Annotated in this window: 27 protein-coding genes; 5 read left to right on the forward strand and 22 right to left on the reverse strand. The window is 48.1% G+C overall.

Annotated elements, in window-relative coordinates:
• Positions 1-2 precede the first annotated feature (2 nt).
• Genes queF through MAQ5080_RS10190 form a run of 3 tightly spaced genes read right to left on the reverse strand, consistent with a single transcriptional unit; the run spans position 3 to position 2,518 of the window.
• Complete coding sequence (gene queF, locus MAQ5080_RS10180) at positions 3-815, reverse strand: NADPH-dependent 7-cyano-7-deazaguanine reductase QueF (RefSeq protein ID WP_067209813.1); 813 nt, start codon at positions 813-815, stop codon at positions 3-5.
• A 10-nt stretch (positions 816-825) separates the two neighbouring features.
• Positions 826-1,599: an ABC transporter permease gene (locus MAQ5080_RS10185; RefSeq protein ID WP_067209524.1), complete on the reverse strand. Its 774-nt coding sequence runs from the start codon at positions 1,597-1,599 to the stop codon at positions 826-828.
• A 1-nt stretch (position 1,600) separates the two neighbouring features.
• Positions 1,601-2,518, reverse strand: a complete 918-nt coding sequence (locus MAQ5080_RS10190; protein WP_067209529.1) for an ABC transporter ATP-binding protein — start codon at positions 2,516-2,518, stop codon at positions 1,601-1,603.
• Positions 2,519-2,572: 54 nt separating this feature from the next.
• Between MAQ5080_RS10190 and MAQ5080_RS10195 the strand changes: the two genes are divergently transcribed.
• Positions 2,573-2,986 carry a PA2817 family protein gene (locus MAQ5080_RS10195; protein ID WP_067209532.1) on the forward strand — a complete coding sequence of 138 codons (414 nt, stop codon included), beginning with the start codon at positions 2,573-2,575 and terminating at the stop codon, positions 2,984-2,986.
• 41 nt (positions 2,987-3,027) lie between these two features.
• Here the strand turns inward: MAQ5080_RS10195 and fabF are convergent, their stop codons facing one another.
• The 7 genes from fabF to MAQ5080_RS10230 form a co-directional block, all read right to left on the reverse strand.
• The gene (gene fabF / locus MAQ5080_RS10200) at positions 3,028-4,266 is read right to left on the reverse strand and encodes a beta-ketoacyl-ACP synthase II (RefSeq protein ID WP_067209535.1); all 1,239 of its coding nucleotides are present in this window, start codon (positions 4,264-4,266) and stop codon (positions 3,028-3,030) included.
• A 102-nt stretch (positions 4,267-4,368) separates the two neighbouring features.
• Positions 4,369-4,602: an acyl carrier protein gene (gene acpP / locus MAQ5080_RS10205; RefSeq protein WP_055462884.1), complete on the reverse strand. Its 234-nt coding sequence runs from the start codon at positions 4,600-4,602 to the stop codon at positions 4,369-4,371.
• A 135-nt stretch (positions 4,603-4,737) separates the two neighbouring features.
• On the reverse strand, positions 4,738-5,463 hold the full coding sequence (fabG, locus tag MAQ5080_RS10210; RefSeq protein ID WP_067209538.1) for a 3-oxoacyl-ACP reductase FabG: 726 nt from the start codon (positions 5,461-5,463) through the stop codon (positions 4,738-4,740).
• 20 nt (positions 5,464-5,483) lie between these two features.
• Complete coding sequence (gene fabD, locus MAQ5080_RS10215; protein ID WP_067209541.1) at positions 5,484-6,410, reverse strand: ACP S-malonyltransferase; 927 nt, start codon at positions 6,408-6,410, stop codon at positions 5,484-5,486.
• Entirely contained in the window at positions 6,407-7,357 is a 951-nt protein-coding gene (locus tag MAQ5080_RS10220; RefSeq protein WP_067209544.1) for a fatty acid synthesis protein, read from the reverse strand. Before MAQ5080_RS10220 ends, fabD begins: the two co-directional genes overlap by 4 nt.
• Before the next feature lie 12 nt (positions 7,358-7,369).
• Positions 7,370-7,549, reverse strand: coding sequence for a 50S ribosomal protein L32 (gene rpmF / locus MAQ5080_RS10225; protein ID WP_067209547.1), 180 nt, complete (start codon positions 7,547-7,549; stop codon positions 7,370-7,372).
• An 11-nt stretch (positions 7,550-7,560) separates the two neighbouring features.
• Entirely contained in the window at positions 7,561-8,112 is a 552-nt protein-coding gene (locus MAQ5080_RS10230; protein ID WP_231870817.1) for a YceD family protein, read from the reverse strand.
• Positions 8,113-8,225: 113 nt separating this feature from the next.
• Between MAQ5080_RS10230 and MAQ5080_RS10235 the strand changes: the two genes are divergently transcribed.
• Positions 8,226-8,825: a Maf family protein gene (locus MAQ5080_RS10235; protein WP_231870818.1), complete on the forward strand. Its 600-nt coding sequence runs from the start codon at positions 8,226-8,228 to the stop codon at positions 8,823-8,825.
• 80 nt (positions 8,826-8,905) lie between these two features.
• On the opposite strand, the gene MAQ5080_RS10240 is transcribed toward MAQ5080_RS10235, so the two are convergent.
• Positions 8,906-9,913, reverse strand: a complete 1,008-nt coding sequence (locus MAQ5080_RS10240; RefSeq protein WP_067209551.1) for a S49 family peptidase — start codon at positions 9,911-9,913, stop codon at positions 8,906-8,908.
• A 142-nt stretch (positions 9,914-10,055) separates the two neighbouring features.
• Here MAQ5080_RS10240 and MAQ5080_RS10245 point away from each other — a divergent pair, with 142 nt between their 5' ends.
• Positions 10,056-10,463 carry a MaoC family dehydratase gene (locus MAQ5080_RS10245; protein ID WP_082861076.1) on the forward strand — a complete coding sequence of 136 codons (408 nt, stop codon included), beginning with the start codon at positions 10,056-10,058 and terminating at the stop codon, positions 10,461-10,463.
• Between the two features lie 77 nt (positions 10,464-10,540).
• Here the strand turns inward: MAQ5080_RS10245 and rluC are convergent, their stop codons facing one another.
• The gene (gene rluC / locus MAQ5080_RS10250) at positions 10,541-11,509 is read right to left on the reverse strand and encodes a 23S rRNA pseudouridine(955/2504/2580) synthase RluC (protein ID WP_067209557.1); all 969 of its coding nucleotides are present in this window, start codon (positions 11,507-11,509) and stop codon (positions 10,541-10,543) included.
• 430 nt (positions 11,510-11,939) lie between these two features.
• Between rluC and rne the strand changes: the two genes are divergently transcribed.
• A complete protein-coding gene (gene rne, locus MAQ5080_RS10255) occupies positions 11,940-15,215 on the forward strand; it encodes a ribonuclease E (RefSeq protein ID WP_067209561.1) in 3,276 nt (1,091 codons plus the stop codon).
• A 113-nt stretch (positions 15,216-15,328) separates the two neighbouring features.
• On the opposite strand, the gene murI is transcribed toward rne, so the two are convergent.
• Genes murI through MAQ5080_RS10295 form a run of 8 tightly spaced genes read right to left on the reverse strand, consistent with a single transcriptional unit; the run spans position 15,329 to position 21,611 of the window.
• Positions 15,329-16,105 (reverse strand): glutamate racemase, encoded by a 777-nt coding sequence (gene murI / locus MAQ5080_RS10260; protein ID WP_156496563.1) that lies wholly within the window; start codon positions 16,103-16,105, stop codon positions 15,329-15,331.
• Positions 16,096-17,133, reverse strand: coding sequence for a UDP-N-acetylmuramate dehydrogenase (gene murB / locus MAQ5080_RS10265; protein ID WP_067209567.1), 1,038 nt, complete (start codon positions 17,131-17,133; stop codon positions 16,096-16,098). Before murB ends, murI begins: the two co-directional genes overlap by 10 nt.
• Positions 17,126-17,581, reverse strand: a complete 456-nt coding sequence (locus MAQ5080_RS10270) for a low molecular weight protein-tyrosine-phosphatase (RefSeq protein WP_067209571.1) — start codon at positions 17,579-17,581, stop codon at positions 17,126-17,128. The genes murB and MAQ5080_RS10270 overlap by 8 nt, the downstream gene beginning before the upstream one ends.
• Before the next feature lie 3 nt (positions 17,582-17,584).
• Positions 17,585-17,773: a Trm112 family protein gene (locus tag MAQ5080_RS10275; RefSeq protein ID WP_067209574.1), complete on the reverse strand. Its 189-nt coding sequence runs from the start codon at positions 17,771-17,773 to the stop codon at positions 17,585-17,587.
• On the reverse strand, positions 17,766-18,797 hold the full coding sequence (lpxK, locus tag MAQ5080_RS10280; RefSeq protein ID WP_067209577.1) for a tetraacyldisaccharide 4'-kinase: 1,032 nt from the start codon (positions 18,795-18,797) through the stop codon (positions 17,766-17,768). The genes MAQ5080_RS10275 and lpxK overlap by 8 nt, the downstream gene beginning before the upstream one ends.
• Complete coding sequence (locus MAQ5080_RS10285; RefSeq protein WP_067209580.1) at positions 18,794-19,216, reverse strand: ExbD/TolR family protein; 423 nt, start codon at positions 19,214-19,216, stop codon at positions 18,794-18,796. The genes lpxK and MAQ5080_RS10285 overlap by 4 nt, the downstream gene beginning before the upstream one ends.
• 12 nt (positions 19,217-19,228) lie before the next feature.
• Entirely contained in the window at positions 19,229-19,840 is a 612-nt protein-coding gene (locus tag MAQ5080_RS10290; protein ID WP_067209584.1) for a MotA/TolQ/ExbB proton channel family protein, read from the reverse strand.
• Positions 19,824-21,611: a ComEC/Rec2 family competence protein gene (locus tag MAQ5080_RS10295; RefSeq protein ID WP_067209587.1), complete on the reverse strand. Its 1,788-nt coding sequence runs from the start codon at positions 21,609-21,611 to the stop codon at positions 19,824-19,826. Before MAQ5080_RS10295 ends, MAQ5080_RS10290 begins: the two co-directional genes overlap by 17 nt.
• A gap of 37 nt (positions 21,612-21,648) precedes the next feature.
• Here MAQ5080_RS10295 and MAQ5080_RS10300 point away from each other — a divergent pair, with 37 nt between their 5' ends.
• On the forward strand, positions 21,649-22,173 hold the full coding sequence (locus MAQ5080_RS10300) for a DUF2062 domain-containing protein (RefSeq protein WP_067209591.1): 525 nt from the start codon (positions 21,649-21,651) through the stop codon (positions 22,171-22,173).
• Positions 22,174-22,242: 69 nt separating this feature from the next.
• On the opposite strand, the gene MAQ5080_RS10305 is transcribed toward MAQ5080_RS10300, so the two are convergent.
• Both MAQ5080_RS10305 and MAQ5080_RS10310 read right to left on the reverse strand, forming a co-directional pair.
• Entirely contained in the window at positions 22,243-22,926 is a 684-nt protein-coding gene (locus tag MAQ5080_RS10305; protein WP_067209593.1) for an ABC transporter ATP-binding protein, read from the reverse strand.
• Positions 22,919-24,160, reverse strand: coding sequence for a lipoprotein-releasing ABC transporter permease subunit (locus tag MAQ5080_RS10310; protein WP_067209596.1), 1,242 nt, complete (start codon positions 24,158-24,160; stop codon positions 22,919-22,921). The genes MAQ5080_RS10305 and MAQ5080_RS10310 overlap by 8 nt, the downstream gene beginning before the upstream one ends.
• Between the last annotated feature and the right edge of the window lie 56 nt (positions 24,161-24,216).

A 24,216-nucleotide genomic window follows, 5' to 3' on the forward strand; every position in this document is an offset into this window, starting at 1 on the left:
GTTTACTGGCGTGCAAGACGATCGTTCCCCAGAACAATCTCTGACGTGGAGCGGTACGGGTTAATATCCAAACCGCCACGACGCACATAACGTGCGTAAACCACCAAACTCTGTGGCTTACAGCGGGTCATGATGTCGATAAAGATACGCTCCACACATTGCTCATGAAAGTCCGTGTGCTCACGAAAAGAAGCAATGTATTTCAGCAGTCCTGCGTGATCAATTTGACCACCTTGGTAATCGATAAACACCGACCCCCAATCAGGCTGATTGGTCACCGGACAGTTCGATTTCAACAAATGACTCACCAAACGCTCTTCTACTTGCTCAGTGTCTTTCACTGTTAGCAGATCTGCATTTGGATGGTATTCATTGATTTCAACGTCCAGTTCATCAATGCAGTAATCCGGTGTTAACACCACCAAAGACTCCATGGCATCCACATCGCGGATCACCACACTCACTGGAGCACCTGCAGCGGCCGTCAAATCTCTCTCAAGAATTTCCTGCACTTCAAATTGGTCTTGATAACGCATTTGGTTCAATGAGTTTAAGTACAATTTGAATGACTTAGACTCAATGATGTTTGGCGATGAACATGGCAAGCGGAATTCCGCGGTCGCCACGATCGGTTTTCCCTTTTTATTTAACCAAGACAGCTCGTATGCGTTCCAAATATCCTCTCCATGGAAGGGCAAACGCTCAGATTCGATGCCCATATCACGCCACTTATCGACACGTGCAATGGGAAACAACAAACCAGGATCATATTCAGAAACGTAATCCGTTTTCTGTCCTAAGGGTAAAAACCCCATGCTCAACACCTCAACTTCTAATGCCTCTGCCACGATTTAGCAGAGTTAAGCCAATATAAAATAAACCAATAATAAACGCGCAGATGATAACCAATGCCCACGTCACGTCAATGTCTGAGACACCTAAAATACCGTAACGGAACGCATTGACCATGTATAACACGGGGTTAAGCATAGAAACGTTCTGCCAAAGCTCAGGCAATAGACTGATTGAGTAGAATACACCACCTAGGTAGGTTAACGGTGTCAGAATAAAGGTCGGCACAATGGACACATCATCAAAGTTACGCGCAAACAACGCGTTAACAAAGCCACCTAATGCAAACATCACCGACGTGAGCAGTACAATCAGAATGGTTAAAAATAGATTATGTAAGTGTAGATGCGTAAAGAACAGCGACAACACCGTTACCGTTGCACCGACACACAAGCCACGCGCCACTCCCCCCAAGACATAGCCTGTCAGTACTACCCAGTTAGGCGTAGGCGATACCAGAAGCTCTTGCACACTGTGCTGAAACTTGGCCGAGAAAAAAGATGACGCTACGTTTGAGTAGGAGTTGGTGATCACCGACATCATGATCAAACCGGGCACGATGAATTGCATGTAGCTAAAGCCATCCATCTCGCCAATACGACTGCCGATTAGGTTACCAAAAATAGCAAAGTACAGCGTCATTGTGATCGCTGGCGGCAACAGAGTCTGTGGCCAAATACGCATAAAGCGACGAATTTCACGGCGTAGGATGGTGTAAAACGCAATCCAGATTTCACCTGTGGACATGCTACTTACTTCCTTTGATTAATTTAACGAACAGCTCTTCAAGACGATTTGACTTGTTACGCATACTGACCACTTTGGCATTTTGCTGGTTCAGATAGGCAAACACATCGTTCAGATTTTGCCCTTTCATCACCGCTACCTCCACCGACGAGCCATCCCCGATCAGCTTAATGTCATAGCCCTCAAGCGCCACTTGGTCAATTGATTCATCAAGGTCCAAGACAAAGGTTTCGCTGCTAAGGGTCTTTAGTAGCGCTTTAACACTGGTGTTTTCAACGATTTCACCACTGTTTATGATGGCGATATTACGACACAACTGCTCTGCTTCTTCTAGGTAGTGTGTGGTCAGGATAATGGTTGTGCCCTGCTCATTCAGTTCTTTGATGAATTCCCACATGGAGCGACGAAGCTCGATATCCACACCCGCCGTTGGCTCATCCAAAATCAGAACTTTAGGTTCGTGAATGAGTGCTCGAGCAATCATCAGACGACGCTTCATACCACCAGAAAGCATGCGTGATTGGGTGTCTTTTTTATCCCATAAATCGAGTTTCTTGAGGTACTTCTCGGCTCGCTCTTCAGCCAAGTGAGTTGGGATACCGTAAAAGCCCGCTTGCGTCACGACAACGTTAAACACGGTTTCAAATACGTTGAAGTTAAACTCTTGTGGTACCACACCTAGGTAACGCTTAGCCCCAGCAAAATCTTTATCAATGTCGACACCAAAGATGTTGACACTGCCTGAGGATTTATTGACCAAAGAACACAAAATACCGATTGTGGTCGACTTACCGGCACCGTTTGGTCCTAATAACGCAAAGAAATCACCCTGCTCTACCGTCAGGTCAATACCTTTCAGCGCTTCAAAGCCATTGCCGTAACGCTTTTTTAGGTCCTTTATTTCAATAGCATATGCCATAATAACCTTCTTTATTCATACAACTTAAACCCACCAAAATAGGTTTCGTTTCTCGTGAGTTCTAGAATCCAATTTATTATTAGCCGCCTACAAGTTCTTCAGCAACGTATTCAAGAGCACGATCCGTTTGATCGTGCTGAGCTGGCCGAAGAGGAGCAAGATTTCATTAATAAGTGGGGAGAACTACTGTCTGCTGGCGACCAAGCTCAACCTGAGTTTCTGTTTGACGCTCAAGAGCTTTTAAGTCGCTTTATCCGCTGCTACCCAAACCTGGTTCCTCTGATGCATCGCGAGCTATTATATTTTGTTGGTGGCGAATGCTTACATTTCTTAGGTGATGAAGAGCTTGCCTACTACCAACAGATTGACGAGCAACTTTACGATGCCGAGCAAGCCGGAGAGAGCGTCGATATTAGCGAAATGATAGAAGCTAATCGCCCTGCGGCTCAAGGGGAAACCTTGCAATAAAATTTAAGTTTATAAAAAAAAGCGGCTAATGCCGCTTTTTTTTATACTTTTCGAAACACTAAGGTGCCGTTTGTACCACCAAAGCCGAAAGAGTTGTTGAGCACCAAGTCGACTTTTCGCTTTTGTGCAATCATCGAAACATAGTTCAAATCACAACCTTCATTAGGCTCGTCCAAGTTGATCGTTGGCGGTGCCAACTGATCTCGGATCGCCAATACTGAGAATATTGACTCAACCGCTCCGGCTGCCCCTAGCAAGTGTCCAGTCATCGACTTCGTCGAGCTGATCGCCACATCGGAAGCATCAGCTCCCATAAGTGCTTTCACCGCTTCAGTCTCAGCCAAATCACCAATCGGTGTTGAAGTACCATGAGCATTGATGTAATCAATTTCATGGGCCTCTGCACCGGCATCTTTCAATGCCGCAGCCATAGCAGACAATGCGCCCTCACCTTTCTCTGGCGGCGCCGTCATATGATGAGCATCGTCACTCATACCAAAGCCAGCAAGCTCAGCATAAATCGTCGCACCACGGGCAATTGCATGCTCATATTCTTCTAGCACTAGAATCCCAGCACCATCCCCCATAACAAAACCATCACGATCCTTATCCCAAGGACGGCTGGCAGTTTTAGGATCATCATTACGGGTTGATAACGCACGTGCCGCACCAAAGCCACCAATACCCAGCGGTGTAATCGCCATTTCCGCACCACCGGCGATCATCACATCCGCATCACCGTACGAAATCATACGGCCGGCCATACCGATATTATGGGTGCCGGTTGTACAGGCGGTGACAATCGAAATGTTTGGCCCTTGGAAACCAAAACGAATCGCAACATGACCTGAGATCATGTTAATAATCGCACCCGGAACAAAAAACGGTGAAATGCGCTTTGGTCCCGATGCGTTGAGTAATTCTACGTTCTTTTCAATCATTGGCAGACCACCAATGCCTGAACCAATGGCACACCCAATGCGTTTGTAATCCACGCCATCAGGAGTTAATCCAGCATCTTCTATCGCTTGGACGGCAGCAGCTATGCCATATTGAATAAACACGTCCATTTTACGAGCTTCTTTCACGCTCATATATTGCGATGCATCGAAGTCTTTTACTTGCGCAGCAAAACGAGTTGAGAACTGAGAGGCATCAAAGTGTTCAATATCTGACACACCACTTTTGCCTTCAATAATATTGTCCCAAGTGTCTTTTACGTTATTGCCAAGGGGGCTCACCATTCCCATACCGGTGACTACGACCCGACGACGAGACATATGATTCCTCCGAAAACTCCCTTTACTACAGGGGGTAAGAATAAGAAAAGCCGCTGTACATATAATACGAGCGGCTTTTCGGAAACTCAGTGCACCAGAGAATTACAAGTTAGCGTTGATGTAATCAATAGCTGCTTGTACAGTGGTGATTTTTTCAGCTTCTTCATCAGGAATCTCTGTGTCGAATTCCTCTTCAAGAGCCATTACAAGCTCAACTGTGTCTAGGGAATCAGCACCTAGATCATCTACGAAAGACGCTGCTGGTACAACTTCTTCCTCTTTAACGCCTAGTTGTTCGCAAACGATTTTTTTAACGCGTTCTTCAATGCTACTCATTAGAAGTTCCTACTCTACTCGTTAATAGCTCACTTTGAGCCTATTATAAAAATTAGTGACACCCAAATTGGGCGTGATTCTCATCATGAACCGGAGACGTATTTTCGTTGAATTTATTACAAAATTCAACTCAAATTACGCCATGTACATGCCACCATTGACATGCAATGTTTCACCAGTAATGTAACCTGCCGCATCGGAGGTCAAGAAAGCAACAGCGGCTGCAATTTCTTCAGGCTCACCCAAACGTGCAGCAGGTACTTTTGATACCAAATTCGCTTTGTGATCTTCTGGTAGATCTTTGGTCATGTCTGTCGCAATAAAGCCAGGCGCAACACAGTTAACCGTGATACCACGCGAGCCAATCTCTGCCGCCAATGAACGACTGAAACCTTCTAGACCCGCTTTAGCCGCTGAGTAGTTCGCTTGACCAGCGTTACCCATAGAGCCCACCACAGAACTGATCGTTACGATACGACCAAATTTTGCTTTTGTCATACCGCGAAGACATGCTTTCGTAACACGGAAAACAGATGTTAGGTTAGTGTTGATCACTTGCTCCCACTCATCCATCTTCATACGCATCATTAGGTTATCACGCGTAATACCAGCGTTGTTAACCAAAACCGTCGGCGCACCAAACTCTTCGTTGATTTGCTTGATAACAGCATCGACTGATTCGTCATTAGAAACGTCCAGTACAATACCCTTACCATTATCGCCTAAGTATTCGCTAATGCTTGTAGCACCCGCTTCACTTGTTGCGGTACCCACTACAGTCATACCATTAGCGACTAGCGCTTGCGCGATGGCTTTACCAATACCACGCGTCGCACCAGTTACTAGCGCAATCTTGCTCATCAAGTTATCTCCAGTCTTTTTTAATTTGCTGTCGCAGCGTCAAAGCCTGCCACATCTCCAATTGCTACAGCATCTAAACCTTTCACAATTCGCTTGTTTAGACCTGTCAGAACTTTACCCGGACCACATTCAACAGTCTTTTCTACACCAAGCTCATTCAACAAAGCAATAGATTGAGTCCATAAAACAGGCTCGCTTAGTTGAGAGACAAGGTTTGCCTTGATCTGAACCGCATCCGATACCGCTTGCGCAGACACATTTTGCACCAATTTAATGGCAGGCTCTTTGAATTCAATCGCATTTAGACGCTCAGCCAATTTCGCACCTGCAGGCACCATTAGCTTACAGTGAGAAGGCACACTTACAGGCAGCGGCAAAGCACGTTTCGCGCCCACTTCTTTAGCGTTCGCCATCGCAACTTCGACTGCTGCCGTTTCGCCTGCGATCACCACTTGGCCAGGTGAGTTAAAGTTCACCGCACTCACCACACCTTCAGACACCGCTTCACAGGCAGCAACTACTTGCTCATCAGACAGTCCGATGATCGCTGCCATCGCGCCAGAGCCAGCCGGAACCGCTTGCTGCATGTATTCGCCACGCAGCTTAACCAGCTCAACCGCGTCAGCAAACTCAATCACACCCGCACATACCAGTGCTGAGTATTCACCCAAACTGTGGCCCGCAACGTAAGCTGGCTTGTCACCACCTTGCTGCTCCCATAGGCGCCACAATGCCACACTGCTAGTCAGCAATGCTGGCTGCGTTTTATCGGTTTGATTCAGCGCTTCAGCATCGTTCTGCACCAAATCCCATAGGTCATAACCTAGTACCTGAGATGCTTCGTCGAACGTCGCTTTGATAATGTCGTATTTTTCAGCCAAGTCAGCCAGCATACCTTGCTGCTGTGAACCCTGACCAGGAAACACGAATGCTAATGAAGAATTCATAACACCCCCTGTTGAGTTAATTTTGATTCAATTCGTTTATACAAATTGGTGCGAGCAATATCGATACCGTACTCAATCGCACCGATCATCGCCTTCAAATCAGAACGACCATGACCTTTTACTAAATTCCCTTTGATTCCAACCAAGCAAGCGCCATGACGACTCTCTGCTTGCACCAGTCTCTCGATCGCAGACGTATCCACTGAGTGCTTGGGCAGCTGTGATAGCAAGAACACAAACAACCCCTCAGAGGCTTTTAACACAGCGTTACCGACCATACCATCGCAAACGATGACATTCTTCTCACCGGTAAACAATTCAAACCCCTCGGCGAAGCCAGAGAACTTGGGCCAAGACTGCTCCGATAACATGCGGTAGCACTCTTTAATGACCGAGCTTCCTTTACTGGTTTCAACACCGACGTTAAGCAAGGCCACATTGGCCTCACTGTCACTGCGCGCTTCCACATAAGAAGCACCTAGCAGAGCAAAGCCATTCAACATTTCTGCTGGACAATGAACATTCGCACCCAAATCCACCAAACAACGCAATGGATTAGGTCGCATCTCTCGAATTAAAGCTGGATATAGCTTTGGTCGTAACAAACCAACGATATGACGTGCCAGTGCCACCATCGCAGCCGTATTGCCAAAGGTGACCACCACATCGGCTTGCGCCTTAGACATGTCTGACAAAGCACGGTAAATGGTTGCGTCTACTCGCTTAAACAACGAGCGATCGACGGCTTCCATACTGGTGATGGAGTCGTGACAAGCGACAGGAATAATTCGAGAAGAAGGCGATTCAGCAGGAAATTGAAATTCCTCTGGATCAAAGTAGAAATGCGCCTCGACATCTGTAAAGGCGGCAACAATTTGGACTGTTGCTTGGAATGCAATGCGGGGACCTAAGTCCCCGCCCATAGCGTCAATAGCTACCCTAATCATTGGGGTATCTAATTACTCACCTTTAGGAGTAACGACTTGACGGCCACGGTAAAAACCGTCTGCAGATACGTGGTGACGACGGTGTAGTTCACCAGTAGTCTGTTCTACAGATAGAGTTGGGTTAGATAGTGCATCGTGTGAACGGCGCTGGCCGCGACGTGAACGAGTCACTTTACTTTTTTGTACTGCCATTTTTGGAGCTCCTAATTTTTCTTAGCCTTTAATTCGGCCAATATACTAAATGGATTCGGTTTAATTTCGTCATCCGGTGCGTCATCGGTAGACGAGGCATACTTTAGAGCTACTGGGTTGCAACCACTTTCATCGTGATAGGCAACAATTGGTAAAGCGAGAATTAATTCTTGCTCAACCATATCAGCGAGAACGACCTCACCATCGGTCATGACAACGGGATCATAGTCGCCAGGTATATTCTTAGCATGGTCTTCGTCATAAACGAAGCACACACACAGATCAACCTCTAGCTCAACTGGGGCAGCCTCCAAGCATCGTTGACACTCAACTTGTACGGTAGCTTTAATTGAACCAGTCGCAATGTAGCGCCTATCTTCATCCACTCTAAAGTCTAGATGAACGAACGCATCCCCTTCATTTGACGCTAAAGCAGCGCTCAACTCCGGAAATTGACTGAGTGATAAACGCCCCTCTAACGTTACTTCATGAGTAGCATGTTTACGAGGGTCAAAGTATTTGGGTAATGTGTCATTCAACATGGCGGGGAATAATATTGCCAAGTCCCATTCTTGTCAAAGAATACTGAGGCTTAAATGGCATTTTTTACGTATTATTTCGTGTCTCAATAAGAATTAGCTATTTTTTCGACAAAACAAGACTCTAGAAAGGCCGTATGACAGCAAATATGATGCAAAAATTGATCTTAGGCTCTTCCTCTATATACCGTCAGAATCTTCTAAAACGGTTAGGAATCCCCTTCAGCACCCTATCTCCAGACATCGACGAGAGCCGCTTAGATGGCGAACATGCGGAATCCTACATTGAGCGAATAACGAAAGCAAAAGCCGCTGCCCTAGTCACACAACTAGAAGATGACTGCATTTTAATCACTTCTGACCAGTGCGCCACCTTTGCCGAAGACATCATTGGCAAGCCACACAGTGCAGACAAAGCCATCGCGCAACTAAAGCGTTTTAGCGGCCAGACCGTGACCTTTTTAACCGGCTTATACCTATTAAATACGCGCACACAGCAAGAACGTTATATATTGAGTCGCTATAAAGTCACTTTCCGAGAGCTGTCTGACGCGGAAATCCAACGCTATGTGGCGATTGAGGCACCTCTTGATTGCGCCGGCAGTTTTAAATGCGAAGGCTTAGGCGTGGCATTATTTGCCAAGATGGAAGGGAATGATCCCACCTCACTAGAAGGCTTGCCACTGATTGAAACCAGCAAAAGTTTACGTCAACTGGGCCTTGACCCACTCGCTTAACGCCACCCTTAACCAAGTCATAAAAAACGGAGGCATTTGCCTCCGTTTTTTATGGCTATCGATGAACTCAACTTAAGAGTTTAGCGTAACCCATATAGCCAAGACTTTACGCTCGCAGCAAACTCTACCCCTAACTGCTTAGCTACTCTTTCCCAAGGCTCTTGATAAGGTGAGTAATACGCTGGCGTCAATCCGGAAAAGTCATTATTTAATAGTTGCTGCGCGTAACCAACTTCGTCAGCTAAACCGTTTTGCACCGCTTGAGCTCCGGTAAACACCATCCCACTAAACAGCTGCGGATCATTCTGCAGACGATCACCGCGCCCATCTTTCACCGCATCGATAAACTGCTGATGCGTTTCATCTAATACCGCTTGCCAACTTTGCTGAGCTTGCTCTGTCATCGGTGAAAATGGATCTAAAAAGGCTTTATTATCCCCAGCGGTGAACAATCGACGTTTAACGCCCACCTTGTCAAGCAACTCACTGGCTTCAAAGCCACCTGATACCACACCAATAGAGCCCACTAAACTGGCCTTATCGACAACAATCTTATCGGCCGCGGAAGCAATATAATAGCCACCGGACGCTGCCATGTCCTCAACCGCCACCACCACAGGTATCGTAGGGTATTGGGCGCGATATTGCATAATCACATCATGCAGAATGCCTGAGTGCACCGGACTGCCACCAGGGCTATTCATTTCAATCAGCACCGCTTTGGTTGTACGATCAGCATAAATCTCATCAAACAACGGCACATAGTCGTTGGCATCCACTTCATTCTCTGCGCCAATGGTGCCCTGCATACGCAGCACCGCGACACTGTCATTTACCGAAACATCTTCCATATCGGCCCGCATTAAGGTCGTCACGAGAACACCAATAAATACAAACAGATACAGGAAACGGAAAAAGATTTTCCAACGCCGAGCGCGACGTCGCTCAACCATATGAGAGCTCAATACTTCTTTAAGCGCCTCAATTACTTTTGTTTCACCATTATCACGAGATTGCTGTGGAGCCTGCTTAGTAGCCCCCTTTTCAATCTCAGTATTGTTTTGATCGTCTTCTTCGTTCCAAGCCATGAAACACTCCGTCCGGCGAACCGCTACTACTATCTAGAGTAGACCGTAAAACAAAAATACGGCGCTTAAATGCACCATAAGCCTTAAGTAAACACTGATTGGAGTGTAACATAGCGCCATTTACAGAAATAAGGACTTAATAGTGAGCTACTCATTTGAAGACTTGACCGAAGGTCTGAGCGCAAGCATCGAAAAAACTGTCACAGAACAAGACGTTCAAGCGTTCGCTCAAGTAACCGGCGACACCAACCCAGTGCATCTGGATGCAGACTATGCTGCCACTACAAGCTTTGAAAAGCCGATTGCCCACGGCATGCTGACCGCAGGCTTTATCTCTGCTGCCATTGGCACCCAACTACCAGGGCCTGGCTGCATCTACCTAGAGCAAACCCTTAAGTTTCGCGCCCCAGTATTCATTGGCGCCACCGTCACAACTACCGTAACTGTAAAAGAGCTAAACGAGCGCCGTCGTCGCGCTGTGATCGAAACCGTTTGCACCGTAGAAGGCAAAAAAGTGGTGACAGGCGAAGCCACCATCATGATCCCTTAACCCAAACGCAAACAAAAAAGCCGCATAACTGATTCAGTGATGCGGCATTTTTACTTTATTTTCGATCACACAAGCCGTTAATACTTACTCGGTAGCGCTTGCATGGCTTCTTTCCAAGCGTCTTCAATCGGCGCTTCGAGCACTAACTTCTCACCTTCATAATCGATCTCAAGCTTTGCTGCATGCAAACATAGGCGTTTAAAGCCCAACTGCTTGGCCTGCGCATTGGCCTCATTCGGTGCGTACTTATCATCGCCAACGATTGGATAGCCGGCAAACTGAGTGTGCACACGAATCTGGTGAGTTCGCCCCGTCACTGGCTCACATTCGATAAACGTGAAGCCATCAAACGCTCGTAACACTTTAAAACGCGTTAGTGACTCTTTGCCATCTGTATGTACTTTCACCACACGCTCACCAGATTTCAATTCATTCTTGAGCAGCGGAGCATTCACCTGCAGCTTACGTTTCGGCCAAGAACCAAACACCAAAGCATTATAAGTCTTCTGCACCCCTTCTTTTTCACGCAGAGCGGCGTGCAACAATTTTAATACGCTACGCTTTTTGGCGATCATAATCAGACCTGAGGTATCACGATCCAGTCGATGAACCAGCTCAATGAATTTTTCTTGTGGGCGCATTTGACGCACCACTTCCACCAAACCAAAACTCAAACCACTGCCACCATGTACGGCTAGACCAGAAGGTTTGTTGACGACAATCAAACCTTTATCTTCGTACACGATACGGTTTTCAATCTCTTGCTTAAGCCCCTCAGCCACCATCGGCTTATCACTTGGCTCTGCCACGACAATTGGCGCAATACGGATCACATCGTCACTATTAAGACGAAAATCGGGCTTTATGCGCTTCTTATTGACACGGATCTCACCTTTGCGCAGTAAGTTGTAGATTTTCCCCTTGGGCACACCTTTTAAGAAAGTGACCAAAAAGTTGTCGATACGTTGACCATGATTATTTTCATCAATCGTCACAAAACGTACCTGTGGGCGCTCTGGCGCACCATTATTTTCACTTGCAGCCAAAAGATTGGTTTCCTATGTAATTGAAGCACTTAGATTTTACTGTTATATTCAAAACCACAGAGGGTAAGAGGCAACAGAAAGCCTCGAAGAAGCAATTGTAACGAATGAAAAGCCATTACCAAAGCGACACTTTGGTCATTTCTTACCTCTGAGCAAAAAGTTAAATTTTTATATAATAAACCGCATGAATCAGTGAATCGGTTCATGGGTGTAACAGTTTACCATTGAAGACGCTTTCAAGATCAGCACCTTTCATGTTGACCGATAGTTGAATCACACATTACAGCAACACAGAAAAGAGCGATGCCATCCCTACAAACGGGCAACAGTGGCGAGCCTGTAAATTGTGACTGAATCAAGATAGCACTTTAAAAAATCGTTATAGCTCATGAGCTTAGCATTCTCTGAATCATTAAGAAGAGTCATTTCAATGATAAGAATGTTAATAAACGCAACTCAACAAGAAGAGTTGCGCGTTGCGTTAGTAGATGGGCAGCGCCTGTACGATCTAGATATCGAATCAGGGTCACGTGAGCAAAAGAAGGCGAACATTTACAAGGGTAAAATCACTCGTATTGAGCCAAGTTTAGAAGCCGCTTTCGTAGACTACGGTGCAGAACGACACGGCTTCCTACCTCTTAAAGAAATCTCCAAAACTTACTTTTCCAAGAAATCTAATTCTGATGGTCGCATCAACATCAAAGACGTGTTGACGGAAGGCCAAGAAGTAATCGTTCAAGTTGATAAAGAAGAACGAGGCAACAAGGGTGCAGCACTGACGACCTTCGTGAGTTTAGCTGGTCGCTACCTTGTCCTAATGCCAAACAACCCTCGCGCTGGCGGTATCTCTCGTCGTATCGACGGTGACGATCGCACACAATTGAAAGAAGCCATGTCAGGCTTAGAAGTACCTGACAACGGCGGTCTAATCGTTCGTACAGCGGGTGTTGGCCGCTCAACTGAAGAGCTTCAGTGGGACTTGGATTACCTACAAACGCTTTGGGATTCGATCACTAAAGCCGCAGCCGATCGCCCTGCTCCATTCTTGATCTACCAAGAAAGTAACATCGTTATTCGTGCCATCCGTGACTACCTACGCGATGACATTGGCGAAGTGCTAATCGATGAGAAAAGTGTTTACCAAGACGCTCTAAACTTCGTTATGCAGGTGATGCCGCACTTTAAGAGCCGCATCAAGCTGTACACAGAGCCAACCCCACTGTTTAACCGTTTCCAGATCGAAACTCAGATCGAAACGGCTTTCCAGCGTGAAGTACGATTACCATCTGGTGGTTCGATTGTTATCGACCCGACGGAAGCATTGGTGTCTATCGATATCAACTCTGCTCGTGCTACTAAGGGCGGCGACATCGAAGAAACTGCGCTGCAAACCAACCTAGAAGCGGCAGACGAGATTGCGCGCCAATTACGCCTACGTGACATCGGTGGATTGGTGGTCATCGACTTTATCGACATGACCCCTGTGCGTAACCAGAAAGAAGTAGAAAACCGCATGAAAGCGGCTCTAGAAGCGGACCGTGCGCGCGTGCAAATCGGCCGCATCTCACGCTTCGGCCTTCTTGAAATGTCACGTCAGCGCCTACGCCCATCACTAGGCGAAACCAGTGGCATCGTCTGCCCACGCTGTAACGGCCAAGGCTTTATCCGTGACGTAGAATCTCTAGCACTGTCTGTCCTTCGCCTAATCGAAGAGGAATGTGCTAAGGAACGTACCGCACAAATCCGCGCTATCCTGCCGGTTTCTGTCGCGACTTTCCTATTGAACGAGAAGCGCACTAACATCGCTAAGATCGAAAAGCGCAACCACGTTCATATTATCCTCGTACCAAACCCACACATGGAAACACCTCACTTCCATGTAGAGCGTATCCGTGATGACAACGAAGTCATTGCCCAAGACGACAGCAGCTACAACTTGGTAGAAGAGCCAGTACAACCTCCGTACGAGCCTCGCCAAGCCGGTGAAAGTGCCCGTCAGCAAGCTGCGGTAACCAGTATTGCCCCAGCACAACCAGCACCTGCCCCCGTCGCACCGGAAGCGAAGGTAACGGCGAAGAAACCAGGCTTCTTCAAACGTCTCTTTAATGCCCTATTCGGTTCAGCAGAAGAAACCGTTGAGCAAGAAGTAGCGCCGAAGAAAGAAGAACAGAAACCAGCTGCAAAAGCTGCCTCTGAAGAGCGTAAACCACAGCGCAACCGTCAACAACGTGAACGCCGCCCTGCGCGCCAGCAAGACAAGGACAGCAAACCTCGTCAAGACGGCGAGCAAAAGCCTAAATCAACACGTCAGTCACGTCGTGCTCAGGCACAAGCTCAAACTCAAGACACAAACGCAAACGCAAAAGAGAGCAACAACCGCAACAAGCAGCGCGAGCAATCAAACAAAGACGAGCAGCAAACGCAAACTAAAGAGCCGACTAATAAGGTTAAAGCGCGTCGCCCTGAGCCAGAAGTTTCAGAACGCAAGCGTGATCGCAACGACAACAAACGTCGTAACGGCAAGCTGAAAGACGAAATTGAGCAAGCACAGCAACAAGCACAAGCTGAGGCGGAAGTTGAAGCGAAAGCCGCTGCTGAGCAAGCTGAGAACTCAAACAACGCTGCGCAAGATAATTCTGAAGCTAACTCTGGTGAGCGTAAACCACGCCGCTCACGTCGCTCACGCCGCAATAACAACAAGTCTGAAGAGACTGCGGCAGCTGCGAACACTGAGGAAGCCAACACAGAAGACAAGTCAGCTTCTAAGCCTCAAAAATCCGAGGCAACAGAAGTAGCGACAGCACAAACTGATGAGCAACCGACTAAAGCAAAAGCCGCTAAGTCAGACACAAGCGCGCAAGCCGAAGATCAAGCTGACAAAGCTGAAGCAAAAGGCGAAAAAGGCGAAAAAGGCGATAAGCCAAGCAAACCAAAAATGTCAGTTAAAGCAGGCATGAATAAGGTTGAGCAAAGCGAACAGGCTGATACTCAAGTAGCTGAACCAGCAGAACCTGCTACAGCCGCCAAAGAAGAAATCGCTGATACGCCAGCCATTGCGCCAGCAGCAAGCGATACCGAGCAAAGCTCTGACACTGAAGCAGCTAAAACTGATACGACTGAAGCCGTTGAAACAGTTAATACTGATACAACCGAAACAGTTGAAGCAGCTAAGACGGATGCAGCAGAAGCAGAGACAGCCAAAGACATCGAGTCAGAAAGCGCTAACCAGCAAGAGTCAAGCACTGCACTTGAGGCAACCGAAACAGAAGCACCAGCATCTGCCGAAGAAGAAAGCCCTGCAGCGTCACTTGAAAGCCCTGCAGCGTCACTTGAAAGCACTGAGAGCGAAGCGGTGACTGAAGAAACCTCTACGACGGCAGAACCAGCACCACAATCTGCCAAGCCTGAAGTTGAGTCGGAGCAGAACAGCGACAACACCTCAGGCCGTAAAATTCGTCAACCGCGCCCAATCCGTGGCCGTAAAGCCGCTAAGCCAGCAAGCGAAGAAAAAGCGCCAGTGGAGCTGCCGAAAGCACTGATCGAGCAACAGGAAAAGGCGAAGCAAGAGCTTCTTGAGAAGCGTGAGCAAGCGGCTCAAGAACGTCGCCAGCGTCGTTCAGGTCGCGTTAAGAACGATCCTCGCCTAAGCAGTGAAGCGAACTCTGCAACAGATAGCACACCTGAAACTGAGTCCGTTTCCGAATAAAGGAAGCGGTCACAGCACAGGCACAAAACAAAAAGCCAGCTAAGAAATCCTTAGCTGGCTTTTTTAATGTCTAAAACCTTGGCAATGAACTATCGCATTACAGGACCTAGCGCTTACAGCTCAATACACAGCACATCCCCAAGCGCGGGCGTCGCCCAGTATTGCAATGCATGGCGGGGCTCACCATCGACATTGGTCAACAACGACAAACGCCCCTCACCCGACTCATGATGACCATCTTGCAAAAGCCGCAGCACTTGGGCCGTAACCCCCTTACTGGGCTCAATGATCACCACATCCGGCAGTACCTCATCGAACATTTCTTTAATTAAAGGGTAATGCGTGCAGGCCAACACCAAGGTATCCGATTGGTTTTGCTGAACCAACTCAGCAATACGCTGCACTTCAGCCCGCACCGCAAGCAGGGACTGTGGCATCGCATCAATCAAGGAAGCAAGGGAAGGACTGGCAACAATCGACACCTGAGTATCCAAGCGCCAAGTGTCGATCAAATCATTGAGCCGACGGCTCTTACTGGTGCCTAAAGTGGCCAAAACCGTGACACGCTTGCATAAACTGCTGCTGCAGGCCGGTTTCACTGCGGGCTCAACGCCGACCACAGGCATGGATGTCGCCGCCCTTAACTTAGCAATGCCTGCTACGGTTGCCGTATTACAGGCCACCACCATCAACTGACATCCTTGACGTACAAAATAGTCTGCAATGGTAATCAGACGCTGAGCGATGCAGTCATTGTCTCTAGCGCCATAAGGCGCGAACGCTTGATCCGCAAAATACAGTAAATCCGCTTGCGGCAAAGCAGCGTGAATCGACTGGAGAATGGTTAAGCCACCCGCCCCAGAATCCATCACACCTATTTTTATCGACACGAAGCGGCTCCTAACAGCACCGGCTCTCGCTCCAATTCAACGCCAAACATGGCTTGCACCGAGTCCTTTATCGACTGCTCTAGGGCCAACAAAGCATCAGCCTTGGTGCAGTCATAATTGACCAACACTAACGCCTGTTTCTCATACACCCCAACACCCTGGCCACGGTAACCTTTCCAACCTGCTTGATCATTCAACCAACCAGCGGCCAACTTCCATTGCTGTGCTTGCGCAAAGGCCACCACATTAGGAAATTTCGCTTTAATGGCAGCATAACATTCAGCATCAACCACAGGATTTTTAAAGAAACTTCCTGAGTTGGCAAGTTGGGCAGGATCAGGCAGCTTACTACGGCGTATCTCGCACACAGCATCAAACACCTGACGAATCCCAGCACCTTCTGACACGGCATTTTTGAGGCCGCCATATTCAAGCGTCAACAGCGGCTGCTTACTTAAGCGTAATGTCACCGAGGTAATCACATAGCGCTCACGCCATTCATGCTTAAAGCGCGACTCGCGATAGCCAAATGCACAGTCTTCTGGTGCTAGGGTATGCAAGGATAAGTCTGCAACATCCAACACCTGAATCGCAGCGATCACATCTTTGACTTCCACCCCATAGGCGCCAATATTCTGAACCGGAGCCGCACCCACTGAGCCAGGAATGAGGGCTAAGTTTTCAATGCCGCCAAGCCCTTGCTCGACCGCCCAAGCAACACTGTCATGCCACACCTCCCCAGCACCAAACTCAATCAAAGCTGAGTCCAGCGTTTCTTCTAGGCGAGTAAGACGTTTGATGTGATTTAGCAACACCAGTCCAGCAACATCACCTTGAATAAGAAGATTACTGCCCCCGCCTAAAACCGTGACAGGCAGCGTACAAGACTTAGCCCAAGCAATGGCCTGAACTAATTGCTCAATGGTTTCAATCAGAGCGAAGTATTGCGCTTGATAATCAAAGCGAAAGGTATTGTAGGGCTGTAAAGACACATCCGTTTCAATAAACGCAGGACGAGGATCATTCATAAAGATGGGCCAAAAAGTCGTTACTGATCTTAATAAGCTGCTGCTTCATGTCTTCGAATCCTTGCTCGCCACCATAATAAGGATCGTCCACCTCGCCAAAATCGACACCCTTACGGTAACGACCAAACATCACCACTTTCGCCTCATGGCCAGCAGGTGCAATGCGTTGTAAATTGGCCAGATTTTCGGCATCCATGGCAAGAATCCAATCAAAGCGATGAAAGTCTTCAGGGGACACTTGGCGGGCGCGCTGATGAGTAATATCGATCCCAGCGTTACTTAATGTACGAATCGAGCGCGCATCAGGCAACTTACCGACGTGATAGGCTGCTGTACCTGCTGAGTCGACACTCAAATCAACACCGCGCTGTTGCGCTAAATGCTCTAGAATCCCCTGCGCCGCTGGGGAACGACAAATATTACCCAAACAAACCGTCAGTAGTTTCATCGCTTACTTGTCGTCTAGACGCTCTTCTGCAGTCAGAGTGCGAGCTTCCGTTTCCAACAAAACAGGAATACCGTCACGCACAGGGTAAGCCATGCCACCCACTTTGCTGATCAGCTCTGTCCCTTCCTCATTTAGCGTTAACGGCGCTTTGGTCACAGGGCATACTAAAATTTCTAACAATGCTTTATTCATGTTTTTGTGTCTTCTGTTGTATTACATCTTTCAATCGCGCCATAAATGCACGAACAAATTCTTCTGGCAGCTCTAACTCGGCCGCCACATACCACCAATCATCAGTGGGTTTGGCAAAGCTTTCAACTTTTACCGCATCTTTTTCGGTCATTAATATAGAGCATGAGCTGTCCAAATCCGAGCGCTGGTAAGCATGGTGGTCCGCGAAAAAGCGCGTGTCCGCCGTTGCTGGTAGTCCCTGATCCTGTAATGTGGAAACAAAGCGCTTTGGATTGCCAATACCTGCCACCACCAACCATGCTCGTTGTGCCAACGCGGCCAAAGGCAAGCTTTGCTTTGCTGAGGCAATATGAAGGATATTCGCCAAATGCAAAGCGCCATGATAGCTCGGCGTGCGTGTCATGACTGGCGCGGGCTTACCAATAGCAAAGACAAAATCCGCTTCATCTAGGCGTTGTGCCGGTTCGCGCAACGGCCCTACTGGCAATAACATATGATTACCCAAACCACGCTCTGCATCGACCATCACCACTTCGAGATCACGGTCCATGGCATAGTGCTGTAAGCCATCGTCACTGATAATGATGTCCACATCTGGCAATGTTTCTAGGGTTTGCACCGCATCGGCTCGCTTGGCCGATACCGCTACCGGACAGCCCGTGCGGCGTTGCAGCATTAACGGTTCATCCCCCACTTCGCTAGCAGCAGAATGCTCCGCAACCAGAATCGCTTGGTTTGAATCACGCTTATGGCCTCGAGTCACTATGCCTGGACGATAACCCTGTTGTTTTAACAAGTTGGCCAGGGCAATCACCATCGGCGATTTTCCGGTACCGCCGACGGTAATATTACCGACCACGACCACGGGCAAACGGGATTGGTAACTCAGCTGTTTACGCTGGGCTAAAAACTGACGGCGCTTACGCTTAACAATGGGCGCCGTCACCATCAGCAAAGGCGCTAGGCACCAAGTCCAACCGACTTTGGCATACCATGAGCGCGAAATGGAGCGCTCAAGACTCACTGAGCCGCCTCTCTTTGCGCAGTGTGAGCCAGTTTTGTAATGCCTAATTGGGCGGCCGCATCGTATACCTTCATCACCATATCGTAAGAAGCATTAGCATCGGCGGTGATGATCAAAGGCCGCTCATAATTATCATTAAAAGTCTCTCTTAAACCCTGCACCAAGGTGTCGATGCGCTCATTAATCAAGGATTGGCCATTGATTACGAATTGGCCATCTCGGGTAATGGTAACCTCAACAGGGTCTTGAGTAACAATGGACGGCGCACCATTGGCGGCGGTCGGCAGATCAATGGTTAAATCGTTGGTCTGCTTAAACGTGGTGCTGACCATAAAGAAGATCAACAGCAAAAACACCACATCAATCAGAGGCGTCAGATTGATGTTAATGTCTTCTATTTTCTGTCTGCGAAATTTCAATGGGTGCCCCTGCTATTCTTTGCCATCCGCATTGAGCACATCAATCAACTTGGTCGATTGCTGTTCCATGTTCACCACTACTTCGTCGATACGACGCACGAAATAGCGATGAAAAACCAAGGCAGGAATCGCCACCACCAAGCCTGCAGCCGTGGTAATCAAGGCTTCAGAAATACCGCCGGCTAACAATTGCGTATTGCCAGCGCCCTGCTCCATCAGCACATTAAACACCTTAATCATACCGACCACAGTACCCAGCAAACCGATCAAAGGCGAGATCGCAGCAATGGTACCCAAGGTACTCATAAAACGCTCCAGCTCATGGATCACATGATTGGCTGCTTCTTGAATACTCTCTTTCATGGCACGGCGACCATGCTTAGAGTTTAGTAACCCTGCTGCAAAGATAAAACTCAGGCCAGACTGTGATTGCATGGTACGAATGTAGTCAAGCGTCATACGGTCTTCGCGCAGACGCGTCAAAACATCAGACAGCAAAGATCTGGGAGCCACTCGGTTGTTACGCAATGTCCAGAAACGCTCTAGAACGATTGCAAGGGTAAGAATAGAACAAAGCAACAGCGGCCACATAAAGAAACCACCTGATTTAAAAAGCTCTAGCACCGAGACCTCCTGTATCAAATTGTGGATAATTTAACACACTCTCAAGCCATTCTGCATGCTCGCAAGCAACTGTTTTCACAAGATTTAATAAATGATAGCAATCCGACGATTGCACCTGCCAAACCGCGCCATCACGATAGAAACTTAAGCGCTCTCCTTGGCGCATCGTAAGTACCTGAACTTGCATGGCACGCAGCAAATCCGCCTGCTTGGCATCCCCCAACAACGCAAGATGCCAATTATCTTGCAAAGCATGCTCTGCAATCGCGTCTTTACTTGGGTTGAGTGCGATATTTAAGCCATTCAGCGATAGCATCTTAGGCACACTAAACACCGGCACATCGTGTGCGGACGGCTGCCAGTAAAGCACCTCAAAGCGATCTTGATACCACTGCATCTGCCACGTCTTTGGCAGTGGCGTAAGGATTGCGGCACTCAACAGCATAATCATAAACCCCATTGCACGACGGCTCGGCAGCCAATACACACCCCAAAATGCCAGTCCAATCAAACACAGCTTAACGAGCGCGGTAACATCTTCATTCGGCTGAATGGCCGCCACCTGATACAAGGGATCCTCTACCCGTCGGTAAACCCAAAGTAATAGACGATCCAACTGCGCATACAGCAGCGTACTGTGACAGCAAGTGAACTCCAACAAAGACACTAAGGCCACAGGAAACCAGACGAAGGCTACAAACGGGATCAGAACCAGGTTCACCAATACCGTTAAGGTACTTAGCGACGATTGCCAGCCCAAGGTTAACAGCAAGGCAAACAAGGACATCAAGCACTGCAACCAGAGCAGGCGGCCAAAGCGTTGCACTCGAGACATTAACAAGCCAATCAAGAGCACGAACGCAAACGATAACCAGAAGGATGGATCCAAGGCTCGGCCAGGCCATTGCAGCAACATCAACCAAGCACACAGACTGAGAACATTAAGCAATGACACCTTGTGATGAAGTGCAGACACACTCAAAAATACCAGGGCCATCACTGCGGCGCGAATGGCGGGTTCTCCAAATCCACTCCAGCCTGCATACAGAAAGCAAAGCGGTGCCGCAAGCAGCCCATTTAACCAGGCGCGACTTGGGACATAATATTGGATTAACGCGCTGCAACGCCACAGCATACGACTGCACAGCAGTGCCAGAAGACACACGAAACCGACGTGCAAACCCGATACAACAAATAGATGCGTAATGCCCAAGTAATTGATAAGCCAGCGATCCCGTTCATCCCACTGACTACGATCCCCCTTGATTATGGAGTAAGCAAAGCGCCAACTGGCGTACTGATCGAGCTGAGTTAAAACTGGGGCAGGCTGCGAGGCTTGCGGCAAATACAAGAGCGCATCGACACCTTTGACAAAGGCTTGATGCTCTCGATAATCGCCAAATAAATGCGCATGATGCAGAGAGATCGGCACTCGATCCAGTGGCTTTGAAGCTTGGCAGAGATCTGCTTTATGGTTGCCTTGAGGCGTTTTAAGCAAGATGTAAAAGTCCTGCGTGAAGCGTGGTGTCCAAGCGCAGTGTTGCTCTACATCCCAGTACCATTGCTCTGTTATTTCACTTTTTGAGCGTTCTTGCCATATATTGCTACTTATCAGTGCAACTAAGGAAATAGTTACAATAAACAAACCAAGCCAGTCTTTACGAAAGATTTGATAGAGACATAATAGAGCTATGCAAGTAGAATACAGCCACCGGAGCGATGGCGGTGTTAGCACAGCACCGATCAGCACGCAAATATTGAAAAGCAGCATAGGACCTCCTTGTCCATGTGTCGCCTAAGTAGTTATTATGCCTAAGCATTACCTAAAGAAATTTGTCCCACATCCTGAAAAGCTGAAACAAAATAAAGCGCTCGGCATCCTCGGGTCACAAATCTACGAAGCCGATCTTTGGCATTTATCACGTCGCTCTGTTGCTCGTGCGTTTTGGAATGGCTTTTTTTGGGCGGCTATCCCTATGCCCTTTCAGATGGTGGTTTCAGCACTGTTTGCCATCCCACTACGCGCCAATATTCCACTGTCCATTGCCCTGGTTTGGATCACTAACCCGTTGACCATGCCGGTGGTTTTCTATGTTAACTACCTCGTTGGCACCTGGATTGTCGGTAATGGCATAGACTCTGAATTTCAAATGTCAGTTGACTGGATCTGGCGCCAGATGGAGCACATTTGGCTTCCCTTGTATGTCGGCTCTGCGGTGAGTGGCTTTGTGATGGGGGGAATTGCCTACGTCTCAATTTTATTACTGTGGCGTTTACATGTGATTAAGCGTTGGAAACACCGACGAGAGCGCAAACAACAAAATTCCAAATAACGCCTGCCGAATAACAAAAAAAGGGAGTGGATTGTGTGACCAATCCACTCCCTTTTTTATCACTGGCACTTAAATCAAGGTCAGGGTTTTGTTACTCAAACGATACGCCCTATCCATCCACGACAACATTTTTTCGTCATGAGTCACAATTAAGAAAGCCATGTGCTTGTCTGTTTTCAGACGCACGATCAGTTCTTGAATTTCTTTTGAGGTGGTTTCATCTAGGTTACCGGTTGGCTCATCCATCAACACACAGGCTGGATCATGGGCCAATGCACGTGCAATGGCAACGCGCTGACGCTCACCACCAGACAACTGGGCCGGACGATGATCTAAACGCTCCCCCAAGCCCACATCTTGTAGCAAAGCGCTAGCAATCTGCTTGGCTTGGGCGGTTTTCTCACCCGCAATCAGCAACGGCATCATGGCGTTCTCCAAGGCACTGAATTCCGGCAACAAATGATGAAACTGATAAACAAAGCCCAACTTTTCATTACGCAACTTAGAACGCTTAGCATCCCGCAGCGCATCCCACGCCTGCCCCTCAATCTCAACACAGCCACTGCTGGCCTTATCCAGACCCGCAAGGAGGTTTAACAAGGTGGTTTTACCCGAACCAGAGCTGCCGACAATGGCCACTGCTTCACCTTTATGCAAGGCGAATTCAATGTTTTCAAATACTTGCACATCGCGCTTACCGTCACGGTACTGCTTACTCAATCCGGTACTCGTTAATACAGCTTGATTACTCATAACGTAACGCCTCCGCTGGGTCCACTTTTGATGCGCGCCAAGCCGGATACAAGGTCGCCAGAACGGTCATGGTAAAGGCCGATACCACAATGAAGCGCACATCCTGCCAATCCAACTGGGACGGTAAGTAATTAATAAAATACACATCACCGCTTAGGAACTGAATCCCTAGGAAACCTTCCAGCCAAGCAATAAAGTCGCTAACATTGAGCGCCGCCACAACCCCAAGGGCAAGACCAATCAAGGTACCCAGCAAACCGATAAAGATGCCTTGTACCACAAACACCCACATTACTTGCGTGGAAGTCAGCCCCATGGTTCTCAAGATCGCAATATCATTGCGCTTATCGGTCACGACCATGACCAAGGTGGAAACGATATTAAACGCCGCTACCACGACGATCAGCAGCAACAATAAGCCAATCATGGTTTTTTCCATTTTGATGGCTTGGAATAAGTTGCCGTGGGTACGAGTCCAGTCACTGACCTTGTTTTGCCCAGGAATAGCGCGTGCAATGTCCCATACCAATCGTGGCGCCTGAAACAAATCATCAAAGGCAATGCGCAGTGCCTCAACATCATCTGGTTGATAACGCTTTAAACGGGCCGCATCTTGGATATGGATATAGGCCAAACTTGAATCCAGCTCAGCACCGACTTTAAAGGTACCAACTAAGGTAAAACGCTTCAGGGTCGGAGTGATGCCAGCAATGGAGACGTTTGCTTTTGGCAGTAACGCCGTCACTTTATCCCCTGTACGAACCCCCAGCATTCTGGCCAGCTGCTCACCCAGGACAATACCAAACTCACCCGGCTGTAGAGACTCCAGAGCACCTGACGTCATGTGATTTGGCAGGATCGAAACATTGGCTTCTAGGGCTGGGTTAATGCCGTTTAACAAGGCGCCATGCACCGCCCCATCCGATTGGAACATAACTTGGGCTTGTATGTGTGGTGCAACCGCCTTAACACCTGGCATGGTCGCCACTTGGTCAGCCGTTTGCTGCCAGTTTAGTAAGGTAGGCGTGCCCCATACCGTTGCGTGCGGCACCATCCCCAGAATACGCTGGCGCAGCTCACGATCAAAACCATTCATGACCGACAATACCGTGATCAACACGGCAACACCCAACGCAATCCCGGCAATGGAAGAGAAACTGATAAAAGAGATAAAGTGATTGGCACGTTTTGCACGGGCATAACGCAGACCAATTTTCACCGGCAATAAATTCATTTAGCAATCGTCCATAACAAAAAAGGGGCATATAGCCCCTTCTTACAAATCAGCGT

The sequence above is a fragment of the Marinomonas aquimarina genome, from assembly GCF_900089755.1.
GTDB lineage: Bacteria > Pseudomonadota > Gammaproteobacteria > Pseudomonadales > Marinomonadaceae > Marinomonas > Marinomonas aquimarina.